This is a genomic window from Streptomyces sp. NPDC030838, from assembly GCF_055572035.1.
In genome coordinates this window covers 239,417-256,942 of sequence record NZ_JBVIED010000016.1, presented here as the reverse complement: position 1 = coordinate 256,942, position 17,526 = coordinate 239,417, and the positions used below count along the sequence as shown (strand labels likewise).

Below are 17,526 nucleotides of genomic sequence, written 5' to 3'. Positions count from 1 at the left end.
CCCCCCCCCCCCCCCCCCCCCCCCCCCCCCCCCCCCCCCCCCCCCCCCCCCCCCCCCCCCCCCCCCCCCCCCCCCCCCCCCCCCCCCCCCCCACCGGCTTGTCCGCATACGTTCGTCCCGCTGCGAGCCGCCGGGCGACGGCGGCTCCCCACTGGGAGATCGGGGGTGCACTCGTGCGCATCGGACTGCTTACGGAGGGTGGCTATCCGTATCTGAGCGGTGATGCCAGGCTCTGGTGCGACCGGCTGGTGCGCGGACTCGGGCAGCACGAGTTCGACGTCTACGCGCTCAGCCGCAGCGAGCACCAGGAGAACGAGGGCTGGATCCCGCTGCCTCCCCAGGTCGCCAGGGTGCGGACGGCACCGCTGTGGGCGGCCGAGGACGACGGTGCCGGATACGGGCGGCGCGCGCGCCGGCGCTTCACGGAGGCGTACGGGGAGTTGGCCGCCGCGCTGTGCGCGGGTTCCGCACCGGCCGCTGGACTGTCGTCCGCGGCAGCCGAAGAGGGGCCGCAGGACACGTCCGCTCTTGAGGCGGACCGTTTCGCCAACGCTCTGTACGGGCTTGCCGAGCTGGCCCGGGAAGAGGGCGGGCTGGTCCGCGCGCTCCGTTCCGAGACCGCCGTCCGTGCCCTGGAGCGCGCCTGTCGTGCGCCCGGCGCTCCCCGTACGGCGCGCGAGGCGCGCGTACCGGATCTGCTCGCCGTCGCCGCGCACCTCGAACGCGCCCTGTGCCCCCTCTCGCTCGACTGGTACGAGGACGACGGGCTCGGCGCGGTCGACCTCTGCCACGCGACCTCCGGCGGCGCGGCGGCCCTGCCCGGGCTGCTCGCCCGGCACTTCCACGGCGTACCGCTGCTGGTGACCGAGTACGGCGTGCGGCTGCGGACGCACTACCTGGCCGCCGGTGACTCCGCCCCCGCCGTCCGTGCCCTCGTCGCCGCGTTCCACGGCAGGCTCGCCACCGAGATCTACCGGCGCGCCGAACGCGTCACGCCCGGCAACGCGCACGCCCGCCGCTGGCAGGAACGCTGCGGCGCGGACCCCGCCAAGCTGCACACCGTCTACCCGGGCATGGACGCCGCTCCCTTCGCGGAGGTGGGCGAGGCGCCGGAGAACGCCGCCCCCGACACGCTGGTCTGGGTCGGCCGGACGGAACCGGCCAAGGACCTGGTCTCCCTGCTGCACGCCTTCGCCGAGGTCCGCAAGGAGGAGCCGAAGACCCGCCTGAGAATCATCGGCGCGCCCGCAGGACCCGAGGGCGCCGCCTATCTCGCCCACTGCAAGGCGCTCGCCGCGCAGCTCTTCCCGGACGAGGCCGAGGGCCCGCACGCCGTCGGCGACAACCCGGTCTCCTTCGAGGAGATCGGCGGGCCGGAGGCGCCGACGCCCGCCGAGGCGTATGCGTCCGGTGCCGTGACGGTGCTGTCCAGCGTCGTGGAGGGCTTTCCGATCAGCCTCGTGGAGGCCATGTTCTGCGCCCGCGCGACCGTGTCCACCGACGTCGGCGCGGTGGTCGAGGTCATCGGCGGCACGGGGCTCGTGGTGCCGCCGCGCAATCCGCGGGCGCTCGCGGAGGCGTGCGTGGCGCTGCTGCGCGACCCTGAGCGCCGTGCGCGCCTGGGAGCCGCGGCGCGCGCCCGGGCGCTCGAACTCTTCACCGTGGAGCAGAACGTCGCGGCATTTCACGGCATTTACCTGGAGATCGTCGCGCAGTGTCCGGTCCGCCGGGTCGTCCTCGACGACAGCGGCGAGCCGCGGCCCTTCGCCGTGCCCGCCGAGGCCCGGGTGGCCGGCCGGTGGACCGATCCGGCGGTGCGGGGCGTGGCGCCCCGCGGGCCCGGGTGGGCGGGGCGGAGGGCGCCGGTGCGGGCCTCCGTGGCGGCGGCCGGCGTGGCGGCTGTGCCGCGTGTGGAGGGGGCCCGATGAGCGATCTCGACCTGGACCGGCCCGGGACGCCCGGCAGCCCGGGGGCGTGGGACGCGCGGTCGGAGGAGTGGCTGGCGGGGGGCGGGGGTGCGCGGGGGCGCGCGGGCGTGGCTGAGGGCGCTCACGCGGGTGAGGGCGCGGACGCGGGTGAGTCGGCCGGTGTGCCTGCCGATGCCCCTGCCGATGCGCGTGCCGAAGCGCGTGCCGGTGGTCGCCTGGGGGGCGTCACCGACGGCCGCAAGCCCGCTGGGGCTCCCCGCCGGGGGCCCGCGGACCCCGTGAAGGCCCTGATGCACCGTCACCGGCAGTTGTGCGAACGGGCCGTCGACCCGCTGGAGATCGCGGCCGGTCTGGAGGCGCACGGCATCACCGACCGGACCGCCGCGCGCTTCCGCCACCGGGACGTCTTCTCCCTCGCCGAGGAGATGTTCGCGCGTGTGCCGCGCAACTCCGAGGCGCCGCGCCCCGTACCGCCCGCGGCCCCCCGGGTGCGCGCGGAATGGATCGTCCGCACCCTGCTGCCCGGCGCCGCGTGCGCGGCCACCCTGGCCGGTCTGCGGCTCACCGGGGGCCAGCTGCGCCTCGTCGTGGCCGCCGTGGGCCTGGTCGCGCTGGCCCTCGCCGTACGCGCCGCCCTGACCCGCGGCCCGCTGAGCGCGCACCGCACCGGCCCGGCGCCCGCGCCCCCGGCGACCGGCGTGCGCGTCTGGACCTGGTGGCTCCTCGCCTACGCCGTCCTGGGCGACGGCCTGCTGACCGCCGCCGCCACCGGCGGCCCCGCCGCCCTGCCGACCGGCACCGCGGACTCGTCCTGGCCGGTCGACACGGCCGTCCTGCCGGCGCTCGCCCTGTCCTGCGCCCCGGCCGCCTGGAGCGCTCATCTGCTGACGGCCGGAGCACGCGGCAAACTGACCGCCAGCCGCGGCCTGGAGGAGTTCGCCGCCGCCGTACGGCCGCTGCTGCTCGGCACGTTCGCCCTGTATCTGGCGGCCCTGGCCGGTCTGTACGCCCTCTCCGCCGTCGCCCTGGACGAGCCCGCCGACCACGCCCGGACCCTCACCCTGGGCGCCCTGCTGCTGCTCGCCCGCCTCCTCGCCACGCACGGCTTCCGCCGCGCTCCGGCGCTGGTCCTCGGCGTCGCGGCGGTCGCCGAGGCCACGACCCTGGCCGCCGTGTTCGCCGCCCGCCTGCCGGGGTGCGGCTTCCTCGCCAGACCCGTCGAGGCCCTCCTGGACGCCGGGGGGCCCGGCGCCGTCCCGGTCCTCGTCTGCGGAGCCGGTGCGCTGACGCTGCTGATCCACGCGGGCCGCACGCTCACGCGTGCCTCGGCCCACGCCTTGACCGAGCCCTCGGCTCACGCGTCGGGTGACGCCGCGACCGATGCCTCGGCCGAGGACGCGACGGATGCCGCGACTGACGCGGTGAGCGGCGCCGTGAGCGGTGCTGTGACCGGCACCTCGACAGACGCCTCGGCCGGCGGTTCGGTCGGCGCCTCGGTCGGCGCCCGAAGGGGCGGCCGATGCTGACCGCCGCACCGCATCCGGCGCCGCCCCGGCCGCGAGGCCGAGCCGCCACTCCGAACCGAACCATCCGACCGCCGCAGGCGCCCGGCCAGGCCGCCGGAGGCATCCGCACCACCCCCTCGAAGGAGAACACCAGATGACCACCTCCCGACCCGGACACCCCGGAGCGCCCGGAGCCACCGGCGCGTTCGGCGTTCTCTCCGGAGCAAGCGGAGCCCCACGGGTGCCCGGGGTGACCGGCACCCCGCCCGTGTCCGCGTCCGGAGCCGTCGCGTCAGCGCACACCCCGGGAGGCGCCCGATGAGGGTCCTGCTGATCGGAGCCAACGGCTACATCGGCCGCTTCGTCGCCGACCGCCTGCTCGCCGACCCGGCCGTCCAGCTCACCGCCCTCGGCCGCGGTGACGACGCCGACGTCCGTTTCGACCTCGCGTCCGGCAGCCCCGGCGCGCTCACCCGCTTCCTCGACGCGGTCCACCCCGGCGTCGTCATCAACTGCGCCGGCGCCACCCGGGGCGGCGCCCGCGAACTCACCCGGCACAACACCGTCGCCGTCGCCACCGTCTGCGAGGCCCTGCGCCGCAGCGGCTGCGGTGCCCGCCTGGTGCAGATCGGCTGCTCCGCCGAGTACGGCCCCAGCCAGCCCGGCTCCTCCACCGCCGAGGACGCCGTCCCGCGCCCCGGCGGCCCGTACGGCGTCAGCAAGCTCGCCGCCACCGAACTCGTCCTCGGCTCCGGGCTGGACGCGGTCGTCCTGCGGGTCTTCTCCCCGGCCGGACCCGGCACCCCCGCCGGATCGCCGCTCGGTCGCCTCGCCGAGGCCATGCGCCGGGCGATGCAGACCGGCGACGGCGAACTCAAACTCGGCGGCCTCGGCGTCCAGCGCGACTTCGTCGACGTCCGCGACGTGGCCCGCGCGGTGCACGCCGCCTCCCTCTCCGCGGCCCAGGGCGTCATCAACATCGGCTCCGGCCGTGCCGTACGGCTGCGCGACGCCGCCGCGATGCTCGCCCGGGTGGCCGGATACGGCGGCGCCCTGCACGAACTCGACGGCCCGCCCGGCCCGCTCCGCTCGGCCATCGGGCACCCGCGCCCCGAGGCCCTCGCCCACCACCGGGCGGAAGCCCTCGGCCACCACCGCGGCGACGCCGACCACCACCCCACCCACGCCGCCCCGGTCGCCTACCCGTACCCGGACGGCTGCGGCAGCTGGCAGCAGGCCGACGTCCGCACCGCCCGCGACCGGCTCGGCTGGCGGCCCCGGATCAATCTCGAAGAGTCCCTCGCCGACATCTGGATGGAGGCGGCATGCCGCATCTGACCAGCCCGGCAGCCTCTGCGGCGAGCACCGACGTCCGCACCGGCCTCGGAGTCCCCGGATACGCCCACCCCCTGCTCGCCCCCACCGAGTGGGGCGAGCTGACCCGGCCGGGCGCGCCCGTCCACTGGGCGGTCCTCAACGTCGCGCAGGGCCCCGGCGCCCGCCCCGACCCGCACTGCCTGGAGGCGGCCGGCCGGCTGCGCACCGCGGGCGTTCGCCTGCTCGGCCACCTGGACCTCACCTATGGGGCCCGTGAGTTGGGCGAGGTGATCTCCGACGCGCACCGCTATCTCGACTGGTACGGGGCCGGCGGATTCCTGCTGGACCGCTGCCCGTCCGAACGCGTCTCGCTCCCCGAGATCCGCCGTACCGTCACCGCGCTCCGCACGCTGCGTGACGATGCCCACATCGTCCTCGGCCACGGCACCCATCCCTACCCCGGCTACGCCGAGAGCGCCGACCAGTTGGTGACCTTCTCCGGCCCCTGGAGCGACTACCGCTGGTCGCAGACGCCGGAGTGGACCGCCGACCATCCTCCTGAGCGTTTCTGCCATTTCGTGCACGGAGTGCCCGGCGGCCACCTCGACGAGGCGCTGCGCATCGCCCGCTGGCAGGGCGCCGCCACCATCTGGTTCACCGACCGTACGGACCGTGCCGGCCGCACCGACCCCTGGGCGACCATGCCCGGCTACTGGGACGAAATCGTCTCGCGTATCGGAACAGGTGTCTCGGAATGAAAAAGGCCGTGGCAGTGTTACGGAGAGAACAACCGTACTGATTGACCGACCAACGGAGTCCCCGTGTCGCTGCCACCCCTGGTCGAGCCAGCCTCTGAGCTCACCGTAGACGAGGTCCGCAGGTACTCCCGCCACCTGATCATCCCCGACGTGGGGATGGACGGGCAGAAGCGGCTGAAGAACGCGAAGGTGCTCTGTGTGGGCGCCGGCGGCCTGGGCTCGCCGGCCCTGATGTACCTGGCCGCCGCGGGCGTGGGCACGCTCGGCATCGTGGAGTTCGACGAGGTCGACGAGTCGAACCTGCAGCGCCAGATCATCCACAGCCAGTCCGACATCGGCCGCTCCAAGGCCGAGTCCGCGCGGGACAGCGTCAAGGGCATCAACCCGTACGTGAACGTGATCCTTCACGAGGAGCGGCTCGAGGCCGACAACGTGATGGACATCTTCAGCCAGTACGACCTGATCGTCGACGGCACGGACAACTTCGCGACCCGCTACCTGGTCAACGACGCCTGCGTCCTGCTGAACAAGCCGTACGTCTGGGGCTCGATCTACCGCTTCGACGGCCAGGCCTCCGTCTTCTGGTCCGAGCACGGCCCCTGCTACCGCTGCCTCTACCCGGAGCCCCCGCCTCCCGGCATGGTCCCCTCCTGTGCCGAGGGCGGCGTCCTGGGCGTGCTGTGCGCGTCCATCGGCTCCATCCAGGTCACCGAGGCGATCAAGGTCCTCACCGGCACCGGCGAGCCGCTGGTCGGCCGGCTGATGATCTACGACGCCCTGGAGATGCAGTACCGCCAGGTCAAGGTCCGCAAGGACCCCAACTGCGCGGTCTGCGGCGAGAACCCGACCGTCACCGAGCTCATCGACTACGAGGCCTTCTGCGGCGTCGTCTCCGAGGAGGCCCAGGCGGCGGCCGCCGACTCGACGATCACTCCCAAGCAGCTCAAGGAGTGGATCGACGACGGCGAGAACATCGAGATCATCGACGTCCGCGAGATCAACGAGTACGAGATCGTCTCGATCCCCGGCGCCCGCCTGATCCCGAAGAACGAGTTCCTCATGGGCACCGCCCTGGAGACCCTCCCGCAGGACAAGAAGATCGTCTTGCACTGCAAGACGGGTGTCCGCAGTGCGGAAGTCCTCGCGGTCCTCAAGTCCGCCGGCTTCTCCGACGCCGTCCACGTCGGCGGCGGCGTCATCGGCTGGGTCAACCAGATCGAGCCGCACAAGCCGGTCTACTGAGCCGGCCCTGCTCTCCTGACGGCGGGGGCTTCGCGTGCCATGGGTGCGCGGAGCCCCCGCCGGCGTAAGGAGCGCCGGGGTCAGTCGCAGACCTTGCCGTCCTTCGGCACCGTGCCGTTCAGCAGGTACGCGTCCACCGTCGAGTCGACACAGTCGCTGCCACTGCCGTAGGCACCATGCCCCTCGCCGTTCCAGGTGAGGACCACGCCGACGTCCTTGCCCAGTTCGTCGGCCATCCTGCGGGCGCCCTCCACCGGGGTCGCAGGGTCGCCGGTGTTGCCGACCGTCAGGATCGGCGCGGCGCCCGGGGCGCTCACGTCCGGAGTGTCGTCCTGGCCGGGCACCGGCCAGTCGTGGCACCAGCCCGCCGTGTCCCAGCCCAGGAAGGCCCCGAACACCGGCGAGATCTTCTCGAACTCGGGCAGCAGCGCCTTCGTCTCCGCGGACGTCGGCCGCTGCCGGTCGTCCAGGCACGATATGACCCGCTGGGAGTGGGTCGTGGTGCCGTAGTTCCCCTCCGCGTCGCGCTCGTTGTAGCCGTCGGCGAGCGCCAGCAGCTCCGAGCCGTCGCCCTCCTCGGCCGCCTCCAGGGCGCTGGTCAGGCTGGGCCACCCGTCCTTGCTGTACAGCGGCAGCACGATGCCGGTCAGGGCGAGGGTCTGGGTGAGCTCGCGGCCGGGGGAGGAGGTGCGGAGCGGCTGGGCGTCGATCCGGTCCAGCAGGTCCGCGATCTTCCGCGTGCCCTGCTCGGGGTCCTGGCCCGTCGACTCCAGATAGTCGTCCAGCGCCCGCTGGAAGCCCAGCGTCTGGTTCTTGGCGTGCCCCACCGTGTCGGCGCTGGGGTCGACGACCGCGTCCAGCACCATCCGGCCGACGTTCTTCGGGAACAGGTGGGCGTAGACGCCGCCGAGTTCGGTGCCGTAGGAGATGCCGAAGTAGTGCAGCTTCTCGTCGCCGAGGGCCTGGCGCATCAGGTCCATGTCGCGGGCGGTGTCGGTGGTGGAGACATGGGCCAGCAGCTTTCCGGCCGCCTCCTGGCAGCCCTGGCCGAAGTCCGCGGCGTCCTGGAAGTACGCCTTCTCCTCGGCCGGCGTGTCCGGGGTGGCGTCCACCGTCGCCTCGGCGGCCTGGATCTCCTCGTCGTCACGGCAGCGCACCCCCTCGCTGGCGGCGACCCCGCGCGGGTCGAAGCTCACCAGGTCGTACCGCTCGCGCAGCGACGAGACGGCGGAGGCGTACGACGGCATCATCGACACGCCCGAGCCGCCGGGGCCGCCGAAGTTGAACAGGAGCGATCCGATGCGGTCGTCGCCGGTGGCCTTGGCGCGGATCAGCGCGATGCCGATCGTCTCGTCCTTGGGCTTCGCCCAGTCCAGCGGCACCTTGAGCGTCGCGCACTGCCACTCGCTGCCGGGGGCGGGGGCGTCCGCCGTCGCCTTGCAACGGCCCCAGTCGAGCTTCTGCGACGTCGGCGAGGAGTTCTCCGCGCTGCTGTCGGACCGGCCGTCGCCGGGTGAGTCGCAGCCCGACACCAGCAACGCGGCGGCGGCACCCAGCGCCGCCCACCGTACGAAACGAGTCATGGACACATCCCCCCTCGCACGCCTCCGCATCTCGTCCGCGGATGGCTGTCAGGCCATGGTAGGCGCAACCCGCCGAGCCCGCCCAAGCCTGTGGATAACCTTCTGACCTGCGAGTTCAGGGTGATTCACGAGAGAGTCAGGAGCAGACGGTGCCCGCCGCCGGCACTTCGCCGTCCAGCAGATAGCCGTGCACGGCGTCCTGCACGCACTTGTTCTTGCTGTCGTACGCGCCGTGCCCCTGGCCCCTGTACGTCAGCTCCACACCGACCCCCTTGCCCAGCGCCTGCACCATCCTGCGGGCGCCCTCGTACGGCGTGGCCGGGTCGCCGGTGTTGCCGATGACGAGTATCGGTGCCGCGCCCGGCGCGCTCACGTCGGGATGGTCGGCCGCGCCCGGCACCGGCCAGTCGGTGCAGCCGACCAGGCCCCAGGCCAGGTAGTCCCCGAACAGTGGCGAGACGTCGCGGAACCCGGGCAGCTTCCGCTCCACGTACGCGGGGCTGTACCGCGGCTTGTCGTCGGCGCAGTTGATGGAGACGTTCGCCGCGGCCAGGTTGCTGTACTCGCCGTTCGGCCTGCGTCCGTTCATCGAGTCGGACAGCAGCATCAGGACCTGCCCGTTCCCGTCGTACGCCTGGTCCAGGCCCTCGGTCAGGTACTCCCAGAACTCCTGCGAGTACAGGGCCTGCGCGATGCCGCTGGTCGCGGCGGTCTGGGTCAGCTCGCGCGGGAAGATGCCGGCGATGGGCCTGCTGTCGAGGTCCTTCAGCAGCTTGGCGATCCGGTCCTTGACGTCCTGCGCGCTGTCCCCGATCGGGCAGTCCTCCGTCTTCGACACACAGTCCTCGGCGAAGTTGTCGAGCGCCCGCTGGAAGCCCCTGGCCTGGCCGAGCGAGTTCTGTTCGGGGGTCTTGGTCGGGTCGACGACGGCGTCGAAGACGGCGCGGCCCACGTTCTTCGGGAACAGGTGGGCGTAGACGCCGCCGAGTTCGGTGCCGTAGGAGATGCCGAAGTAGTGCAGTTTCTCGTCGCCGAGCACCTGGCGCATCAGGTCCAGGTCGCGGGCCGCGTCGGTGGTGAGCACGTGCGGCAGCATCTTCGCGGAGTTCTTCTCGCAGGCCTCGTTGAACTCCTGGACGTTCTCCAGCAGTTCGGTGCGCTCGGCCGCGTCGTCGGGCGTCGCGTCCTGCTGGAAGTAGGCGTCGAGCTGCTGGTCGTTCTGGCACAGTACGGGCGCACTGCCGCCCACCCCGCGCGGGTCGAAGCTCACCAGGTCGTACCGGGTGCGCAGATGCGCGTAGTCGTTGCCGAAGGCCGGCAGCGTGGTGACGCCCGACCCGCCGGGACCGCCGAAGTTGAAGATCAGCGAGCCGATGCGGCGGCTCTCGTCGCCGCTGGCCTTCGCCCGGATCAGCGCCAGCCCGATGGTGTCGCCCTCGGGGTCGTCCCAGTCGCGGGGCGCCTTCATGGTGGCGCACTGCCACTCCTCGCCGTTCGGCAGTGGCGAGGGGGTGTTCCCGCCGCCCTGCGCCTGGGACGGGGCCGGGCAGTCCGCCCAGCTGAGCTTCTGCCGCGTGAGGTCCTCGTCCTGGGCGTCGTCGTCGCCGCACCCCGCCAGCAGGGAGGTGAGCAGCAGGGCGGAGGCGGTCACGGCGGCGGCGCGCAGCAGGGAGGGGTTCGGCATGAGCCCATCCTGCGGCGGCACCCGGCGTGGCGCGCGGGGCACGGGCCGTACGAGGTACGCGTGTGCGTGCGGGCCATACGAGGTATGCGTGCGTGGGCGGCACGCGTGCGGCGGGTGCGGGCGGTACGCGCGCGCGTAGGGGGCGCGGGGCCACCCGCGCGCGCGTGCGCTGGGCCCCGCGAGGCCGGGATGATCCAAACGACAGGGCCTAGAGGGCGCCCTTGCGGGTGAGGTGGTTGAAGGCGAGCCAGCCCGGCAGCACCGGCAGCCAGAGGGTCAGCAGCCGGAACAGCAGAACGGAGGGGAAGGCGACCTCGCTCGGCAGGCCGACGGCGATCAGACCGACCGTCAGGGTGGCGTCGACCGCGCCCACACCACCCGGCGTGGGGGCCGCGGAGCCGAGCGCGTTGCCCGCGAGGAACACGACCGCGACGCTGGCGATGCTGATCGAGGTCGACTCGTCGCCGAACGCGCGGATCGACGAGTCCAGGCACATCACGAAGCACGCGGTGAGCAGCAGCATGCCGCCGATGCCGGTGAGCAGCTTCTGCGGCCGCTGGAGCACGTCCAGCATGCGCGGCACCACACCCGCGAACAGCGACCTCACGCGCGTGACGACGAATTTCCGCAGGAACGGCACCGAGGTCACCACGAGCACCAGCACCGCCACCGTCAGCAGACCCGCGATGACCGTCCGGGACGGCGACAGCGACGGCGTCTTCTCGGTGCCCGTCAGGTAGCCGAAGGCCAGCAGCATCATGATGTGGCAGCCGAGCCCGAACAGCTGCGAGGCGCCGACGCTCGCCACCGCGAGCCCCGGCCGTACCCCCGCGCGCTGCAGGAAGCGTGTGTTCAGCGCCACACCGCCCACCGCGGCCGGCGCCATGATCTTCACGAAGGACCCCGCGACCTGCGCCGCCACGGTCCGCAGGAACGGCACCCGCTCCGGCACGAACCCCAGCAGGCTCATCGCCGCGGCCACATAGCTCACCGCCGAGAACAGCGCCGCCGCCGCCACCCAGCCCCACTCGGCATTGGCCACGAGGGGGCCGAACTCGATGTGCGTGAGCTGCGTCAGCAGGAAGTAGGCGGCGATGGCGCCGGCGATGAAACTGATCAGCGTGCGCGGCCGCACCCGCTCCAGGCGGGCGGGTTCCACGGGCGCCTGCGGCCTGATCCGCAGCACCTCGTGCCGGATCTGGGTGAGCAGATCCTCCTCGCGCGCCTCCTCCAGGGCCTCGTCCACGGCTCGCTTCTCGGCCCGCGCCTGCGCGCGTACGGCCTTCTTGCCGGGCTTCTCCAGGGCGACCGCGGGCTCCTCTTCCCCGGTGGCCTCCGCGCGGGCCAGCTTGGCCTGCCGGGAGGCCTCCAGGACCGCCTCGCGCTCCCGCTCGGCCCGCTCCCGGGCCAGCCGGCGCAGGGTCGCGCGCGTGGAGCGCGTCAGCGCGATGGGCTGGAGCATCGGCAGACAGTCGGCCACCGCGTCGGGCCCGAGCACACCGACCGCCGAGGCCACCGCGCGCTCGGCGCCCACCCGCAGCGCGAGCGTGGTCATCAGCTGGGCGACGTCCATGCGCAGCAGCAGATCACCGGCCGCGATCTCGCCGCCGCGCAGGTCGGTGAGGACCACGGTGCCGGAACGATCCACCAGAATCGCGTCGCCCGCCAGCCTGCGGTGCGCGATCCGCCGCGACTGCAGGGCGCGCACCTGGTGCCAGGTGTTGTGCAGCAGCTCGTCGGTGATCTCCTCGTCGGTCAGGGAGTCCAGGGTGCGCCCGCCGGTGTGCTCGTAGACGAGCATCACGGCGTCCGGACCCAGCTCGGAGGTGGCGATCAGCTTGGGCGCGTTCGCACCGGCCGCGATGGCCGCGTAGGCGAGCAGCGCCTCCTGCTCCAGGGCCTGCCGCAGCGACTGGAGGCTGCGGCGGGTGGCGAAGCCGCGCAGGGTCATGTTGCGCCACACCCGGTAGAAGAAGCCCTGTGCCTGCTGCTCGCGGTCGACGACCGTGACGTCGAGCGGCGGGCCGTCCTCCAGGGTGACGAAGTAGTGCCGGCCGCGGTCGCCGGCGTCGGCCGTGTCCGCGGTGTCCTGGCGGGCGGCGCTCACCGGGCGGAACCCGACGGTCCGCAGGCCCGCCATCAGCGTCCGGCCCGTGGGACGGACGTTGGGCGAGCCGACCGCGTACAGCGTGCCGTAGGCCACCGTCCAGCCGATCAGCACCGTCAGGATGATCGAGAACGGTGTGGTGTAGCCGGTGACCAGCATCGAGAACGCGTCGAGGAGCAGCACGATCCACAGCACCGCGCGCCAGCGCGGTCTGCGGGACATGCCGACGGCCGTCATGTACGCGATGACAGGGGCGAGATAGCCGTGCACCGGGTCGGTGAGGGCGCTGAGGTCGCCGGGGGAGGGCTGGGTCAGGGCCTCCTGGATGGAGTCCGGGGCGGCCTTGGCGACCCAGAGGTCGGTGGCGAGCGTCACACCGTGGGCGAGGACGGCCGCGAGGACGCCGTCGGCGATCCGCAGCCCGTCCCGTTTGATCAGCCGTTCGATCGCGAAGGCGACCGGCACCAGCAGGATCGCGATGCTGGACGCCAGTCCCGCGATCTTGATCAGCAGGTCGGGCGCCTGGCCGGTGCCCTTGGTGATGTCCTGTTCGAGGCCCGAGGTGGTGCCGTGCGCGAACGCGGCGATCGCGAGCAGCACGACGACGGCGAGCACGCCCACCAGGAGCCGCATGAGGTCCGACGGGCGGTGCACGCGCGCGGGGAGGAGCGGTTCGTCGCCCTCGACTTCGTCGGTCGGCGTCTCGAGGTCGGGACGGACAGGACGGTCGGGACTGCCGGAGCGGTCGGGACTGCCGGGGCGGTCGGGACTGCCGGGACGGTCGGGCCGGCCGGGATCCGGGGCGGCGCTCCCGCGTGGATCGGGCCCACGCGTGTCCTCGCCGTGCGCGCCGGCGGTGTCCGGGCGCGACGACGCATCAGAGGTGCGGTCCGCGTCCTCCGGGTGCACACCCTGCTGATTCATCGTCTCTTCTTGATCTCGTATCACCAGTCACCGCCCGCACGATGGTGGCATGCTCCACCGACACACGGGGGCATCAGGGTGCAAATGCGGGGGCGCACAGTCTGCCCGAAGCACCGCTCCGGGGCGAGGGTCACGCACGGTTGCGACCGCGTCACATTGTCGGCGGCATGCGGCAGGATGGGACGAATGAGCGAGGAGAACCTTCCTGAGGACGCCCGCGCGGAGTACACCGACGCCCTGCCGGAGTACGCCGAGCGGGTTCTCGACGTCACGGAAATGATCCCGCCCGGGCGTGTCATGACGTACGGCGACGTCGCCGAGTGGTTGGAGGAGGGCGGCCCGCGTCAGGTCGGCCGCGTGATGGCGCTCTACGGCGGAGCCGTCCCCTGGTGGCGGGTCGTCCGCGCGGACGGCGTCCTGCTCCCCGGCCACGAACAAGAAGCGCTGGCCCAGTACCGCGCGGAGGGCACGCCCCTGAAGGAGGCGAGCCGGGCCGCCGAGGGCCACCTGCCGCGGGTCGACATGCGGCGGGCGCGGTGGGACGGCGGTGAGCGCGCGAAGGGTCACATCTGACAGCTTCCGCCATCGGCGACGGCGGTGGGGGACGCGTGATCCGTACGGGGGAAACAGGGCACGTCCGTGACATGACGTACGTTCGAGGGGCAGGGGACGCATGGGTCCGGCGAGCCCTGAGGGAACAACCGGAAGCTCTGCTTCCACCCCCTCCGTCGGCGTAGCGTCGGCTCCACCTGTCCCCCTCACCCCGCGGCCACCGCCGTCCCCGCACGGCGATCGGCCCTCCCGCACACCCACCAGGACCGGCGAACCACGTGAGCTCCTCTTCCTCCACCAGGCGCCTGTCGCACCCCACGGTGCGACAGGGGAACCGTGGCGCTTACCGGCTCGTCCGAACCCTCCCGGCCCGACCGGATCCCCCTCTCCTGGACGCCGCCCAGCGCGCCGTGGTTGACCACCGGACCGGCCCGCTGCTCGTCCTCGCCGGTCCGGGCACCGGCAAGACCACCACGCTGGTGGAGTCCGTGGCCGCGCGGATCGCCCGCGGCGCGGACCCCGAACGCATCCTCGTGCTGACCTTCAGCCGCAAGGCGGCGGTCGAACTGCGCGACCGCATGGCCCTGCGCATCGGCGCCGCCCGCGCGCCGAGGGCGACCACCTTCCACTCGTTCGGCTACGCCCTGGTCCGCGCCCACCAGGACAGCGATCTCTTCGCCGAGCCGCTGCGCCTGCTGTCCGGTCCCGAGCAGGACGTCACCGTCCGCGAGCTGCTCGCCGGCCAGCCGGAGCTGGAACGGCTCGGTCTCGCCCATGTGCGCTGGCCTGACGAGCTGCGCGCCTGCCTGACCACCCGCGGCTTCGCCGACGAGGTCCGCGCGGTCCTCGCCCGCACCCGCGAGCTGGGCCTCGGCCCGGAGGCCCTGGACGCCTTCGCCCGGCGCATCGGCCGCCCCGACTGGCGTGCCGCGGCCGCCTTCCTCGCCGAGTACCTCGACGTCCTCGACCTGCAAGGGGTCATCGACTACGCCGAACTCGTCCACCGCGCGGTGCTGCTCGCCCGCCGCCCCGAGGTCGCCGAGCGGCTCGCCGGACAGTACGACGCGGTGTACGTGGACGAGTACCAGGACACCGACCCCGCGCAGGTACGGCTGCTGCACGCCCTCGCCGGCGGCGGTCGCACCCTCGTCGCCTTCGGCGACCCCGACCAGTCGATCTACGCCTTCCGCGGCGCCGACGTGAACGGCATCCTCGACTTTCCGCGCGCCTTCCCGCGCGCGGACGGCCGTCCCGCGCCCGTCGAGGTCCTGCGCACCTCCCGCCGCTCCGGGGCCGCCCTGCTGGCCGCCACCCGGCTGCTGACCCAGCGCATGCCGCTGACCCGGCTCCCGGCCGAGAAGGTGCGCGCCCACCGCGAACTCACCCCGGTGCGCGAGGGCGGGCGCGTGGAGGTGTACACCTACCCGACGCCCGGCACCGAGCTGGACAACATCGCCGACATCCTGCGCCGGGCCCACCTGGAGGACGGCGTCCCGTGGCGGGACATGGCCGTCCTGGTACGCGCCGGCTCCCGCACCATCCCGGCGGTCCGCCGTGCCCTCAGCGCCGCGGGCGTCCCGCTCGACATCGACGGCGACGACCTGCCCCTGCGGCACGAGCCGGCGGTGGCGCCGCTGCTGACCGCGCTGCGGGCGGTGGCCACGGCGGAGGCCCGCTCCGCGGCAGCTGCCGGCCAGGCGGGCGATCAGGCGGCCGCTGCCGATCAGGCGGCCGCTGTCGGCCAGGCGGACGACCAGCCGGCAGCTGCTGCCCAGGCCGGCGAGCAGGCAGCCACTGCCCCCCAGGCGGCCGACCAGGCAGCCACTGCCCCCCAGGCGGCCGACCAGGCAGCCACTGCCCCCCAGGCGGCCGACCAGGCAGCCACTGTCCCCGAGGCGGCCGACCAGGCAGCCACTGCCCTGCACGCGGCCGACCAGCAGGCCCCGGAGCCCTGCTGGCTCGACACCGAGACCGCCCTCACCCTCCTCGCCTCCCCACTCGCCGGCATGGACGCGGCCGATCTGCGCCGCCTGGGACGCGCCCTGCGCGAGGAGGAGCGCGCCGCGGGCAATCCCGTACCGCCGCCGTCGGACGAGCTGCTCGCGCGGGCGCTCGCCGAACCCGAGCGCCTGGTCGCCCACGACCCGGCGTACGCGCGCGGAGCCCAGCGCCTCGGCGCACTGCTGCGCACGGCGCGCGAGCGCCTGGCGCACGGCGGTACGCCCGAGGAGGCGCTGTGGGACCTCTGGGAGGGCACGCCCTGGCCCGCACGGCTGGAGCGGGCCGCCCGGCGCGGCGGCGCCGCCGGCCGCAACGCCGACCGCGACCTGGACGCCGTGTGCGCGCTGTTCGCCACCGCGGCTCGCGCCGAGGAGCGCACCGGCGGGCAGGGCGCCCTGAACTTCCTGGAGCAGATCGAGGCCGAGGACATCGCCGCCGACACCCTCACCCGGCGTGCCCTGCGCCCCGACGCGGTCCGCCTGATGACCGCGCACCGCGCCAAGGGCCTGGAGTGGCGGCTCGTCGTCGTCGCGGGCGTCCAAGAGGGCCTGTGGCCCGACCTGCGCCGCCGCGGCTCCCTCCTGGAAGCCGACCGCATCGGCCGTGACGGACTGGCCGAACCGCTCACCCCGGGCGCGCTGCTCGCCGAGGAACGCCGCCTGTTCTACGTCGCCGCCACACGCGCGCGGGAACGGCTCGTCGTCACCGCGGTGAAGGCCCCGGCGGACGACGGCGACCAGCCCTCCCGCTTCCTGACCGAACTGGGCGTCGAACCGAAGGACGTCACGGGCCGTCCGCGCCGCCCCCTGTCCGTCGCCGCGCTCGTCGCCGAACTGCGCGCCACGACCGTCGACCCGCGTGTGTCGGACGCGCTGCGCGAGGCCGCCGCCCGCCGGCTGGCCCGGCTCGCCGCGCTCGCCGACGAGGACGGCCGGCCCCTGGTGCCCTCCGCCCACCCCTACCGCTGGTGGGGCATGTTCGAGCCGACCGAGAGCAAGGTGCCGCTGCGCCACCGCGACCAGCCCGTCGTGCTGTCCGGCAGCGCCCTCGACCAGCTCGCCAACACCTGCGCCCTCCAGTGGTTCCTCAGCCGCGAGGTGAAGGCCGACGCGCCCGCCACCGCCGCCCAGGGCTTCGGCAACGTGGTGCACGTCCTCGCCGACGAGGTCGCCTCCGGGCGCACCCCGGCCGACCTCGACGTCCTCATGGAACGCCTGGACTCCGTGTGGGACGCGCTCGCCTTCGACGCGCCATGGAAGTCGGCGCAGGAGAAGGAGCACGCGCGCGTGGCGCTCGAACGCTTCCTGAAGTGGCACGTCATGGACCGCACCGGCCGCTCCCCGGTGGCCAGCGAGCACGACTTCGACGTCACCCTGGAGGCGGGCGACTACGAGGTGCGCATCCGCGGCCAGATGGACCGCGTCGAGGCGGACGGCGAGGGCCGCGCCTACGTCGTCGACTTCAAGACCGGCAAGCAGGCGCCCAGCGCCGCCGAGGTGGCCCGCCATCCCCAGCTCGCCGTCTACCAGCTCGCCGTCCGCGAGGGCGCCGTCGACGACGTCTTCGACGGGGTGCGCCCCGAGCCGGGCGGCGCCGAGCTGGTCCAGCTGCGGCAGGGCGCCGCCAAGCGGGACGGCGGGGAGAGCCTGCCCAAGGTGCAGGCGCAGGAAGCCCTGGAGGGAGCGGCGGGGGAGTGGGTCGGCGAGCTGCTGGCCACGGCCGCCGGCAAGGTGCTCGACGAGCGCTTCGCCCCGACCACCGGCCAGCACTGCACGCACTGCGCGTTCCGGGCGTCGTGCAGCGCCCGGCCGGAGGGCCGCCACGTCATCGAGTGAGGTGCGGTGTGACGAGATTGAGTGACGTTGGGTGTGACGAGCCGCACCACCTGGGCTGACCTGCGCTTCTCCACCTCCGGCGACGATCGC

10 protein-coding genes are annotated in these 17,526 nt (G+C 73.8%); 7 read left to right on the top strand and 3 right to left on the bottom strand.

The window, feature by feature from the left end; all coding sequences use genetic code 11:
* The first annotated feature begins 173 nt into the window (after window positions 1-173).
* The 5 genes from ACZ42A_RS33225 (at window position 174) to moeZ (ending at window position 6,750) form a co-directional block, all read left to right on the top strand.
* Window positions 174-1,928 (top strand): DUF3492 domain-containing protein, encoded by a 1,755-nt coding sequence (locus tag ACZ42A_RS33225; RefSeq protein ID WP_468531014.1) that lies wholly within the window; start codon window positions 174-176, stop codon window positions 1,926-1,928.
* A gap of 290 nt (window positions 1,929-2,218) precedes the next feature.
* A complete protein-coding gene (locus ACZ42A_RS33220) occupies window positions 2,219-3,454 on the top strand; it encodes a hypothetical protein (protein ID WP_468531013.1) in 1,236 nt (411 codons plus the stop codon).
* 297 nt (window positions 3,455-3,751) lie between these two features.
* Window positions 3,752-4,771 carry an NAD-dependent epimerase/dehydratase family protein gene (locus ACZ42A_RS33215; RefSeq protein WP_468531012.1) on the top strand — a complete coding sequence of 340 codons (1,020 nt, stop codon included), beginning with the start codon at window positions 3,752-3,754 and terminating at the stop codon, window positions 4,769-4,771.
* Complete coding sequence (locus tag ACZ42A_RS33210; RefSeq protein ID WP_468531011.1) at window positions 4,759-5,508, top strand: spherulation-specific family 4 protein; 750 nt, start codon at window positions 4,759-4,761, stop codon at window positions 5,506-5,508. The genes ACZ42A_RS33215 and ACZ42A_RS33210 overlap by 13 nt, the downstream gene beginning before the upstream one ends.
* A 63-nt stretch (window positions 5,509-5,571) precedes the next feature.
* Window positions 5,572-6,750, top strand: coding sequence for an adenylyltransferase/sulfurtransferase MoeZ (gene moeZ / locus ACZ42A_RS33205; RefSeq protein ID WP_468531010.1), 1,179 nt, complete (start codon window positions 5,572-5,574; stop codon window positions 6,748-6,750).
* A gap of 80 nt (window positions 6,751-6,830) precedes the next feature.
* Here moeZ and ACZ42A_RS33200 read toward each other — a convergent pair whose 3' ends face one another.
* From ACZ42A_RS33200 to ACZ42A_RS33190, 3 genes are all read right to left on the bottom strand, one after another.
* Window positions 6,831-8,333, bottom strand: a complete 1,503-nt coding sequence (locus tag ACZ42A_RS33200; RefSeq protein WP_468531009.1) for an alpha/beta hydrolase — start codon at window positions 8,331-8,333, stop codon at window positions 6,831-6,833.
* 136 nt (window positions 8,334-8,469) lie between these two features.
* Window positions 8,470-10,017, bottom strand: a complete 1,548-nt coding sequence (locus ACZ42A_RS33195; RefSeq protein WP_468531008.1) for an alpha/beta fold hydrolase — start codon at window positions 10,015-10,017, stop codon at window positions 8,470-8,472.
* 208 nt (window positions 10,018-10,225) lie between these two features.
* Window positions 10,226-13,048 carry a lysylphosphatidylglycerol synthase transmembrane domain-containing protein gene (locus tag ACZ42A_RS33190; protein WP_468531007.1) on the bottom strand — a complete coding sequence of 941 codons (2,823 nt, stop codon included), beginning with the start codon at window positions 13,046-13,048 and terminating at the stop codon, window positions 10,226-10,228.
* 186 nt (window positions 13,049-13,234) lie between these two features.
* On the opposite strand from ACZ42A_RS33190, the gene ACZ42A_RS33185 reads away from it, so the two are divergent.
* Together ACZ42A_RS33185 and ACZ42A_RS33180 are read left to right on the top strand one after the other, a co-directional pair.
* Window positions 13,235-13,621: an MGMT family protein gene (locus ACZ42A_RS33185; RefSeq protein ID WP_468531006.1), complete on the top strand. Its 387-nt coding sequence runs from the start codon at window positions 13,235-13,237 to the stop codon at window positions 13,619-13,621.
* 257 nt (window positions 13,622-13,878) lie between these two features.
* Window positions 13,879-17,436 (top strand): ATP-dependent helicase, encoded by a 3,558-nt coding sequence (locus ACZ42A_RS33180; RefSeq protein WP_468531005.1) that lies wholly within the window; start codon window positions 13,879-13,881, stop codon window positions 17,434-17,436.
* The last annotated feature ends 90 nt before the right edge of the window (window positions 17,437-17,526 follow it).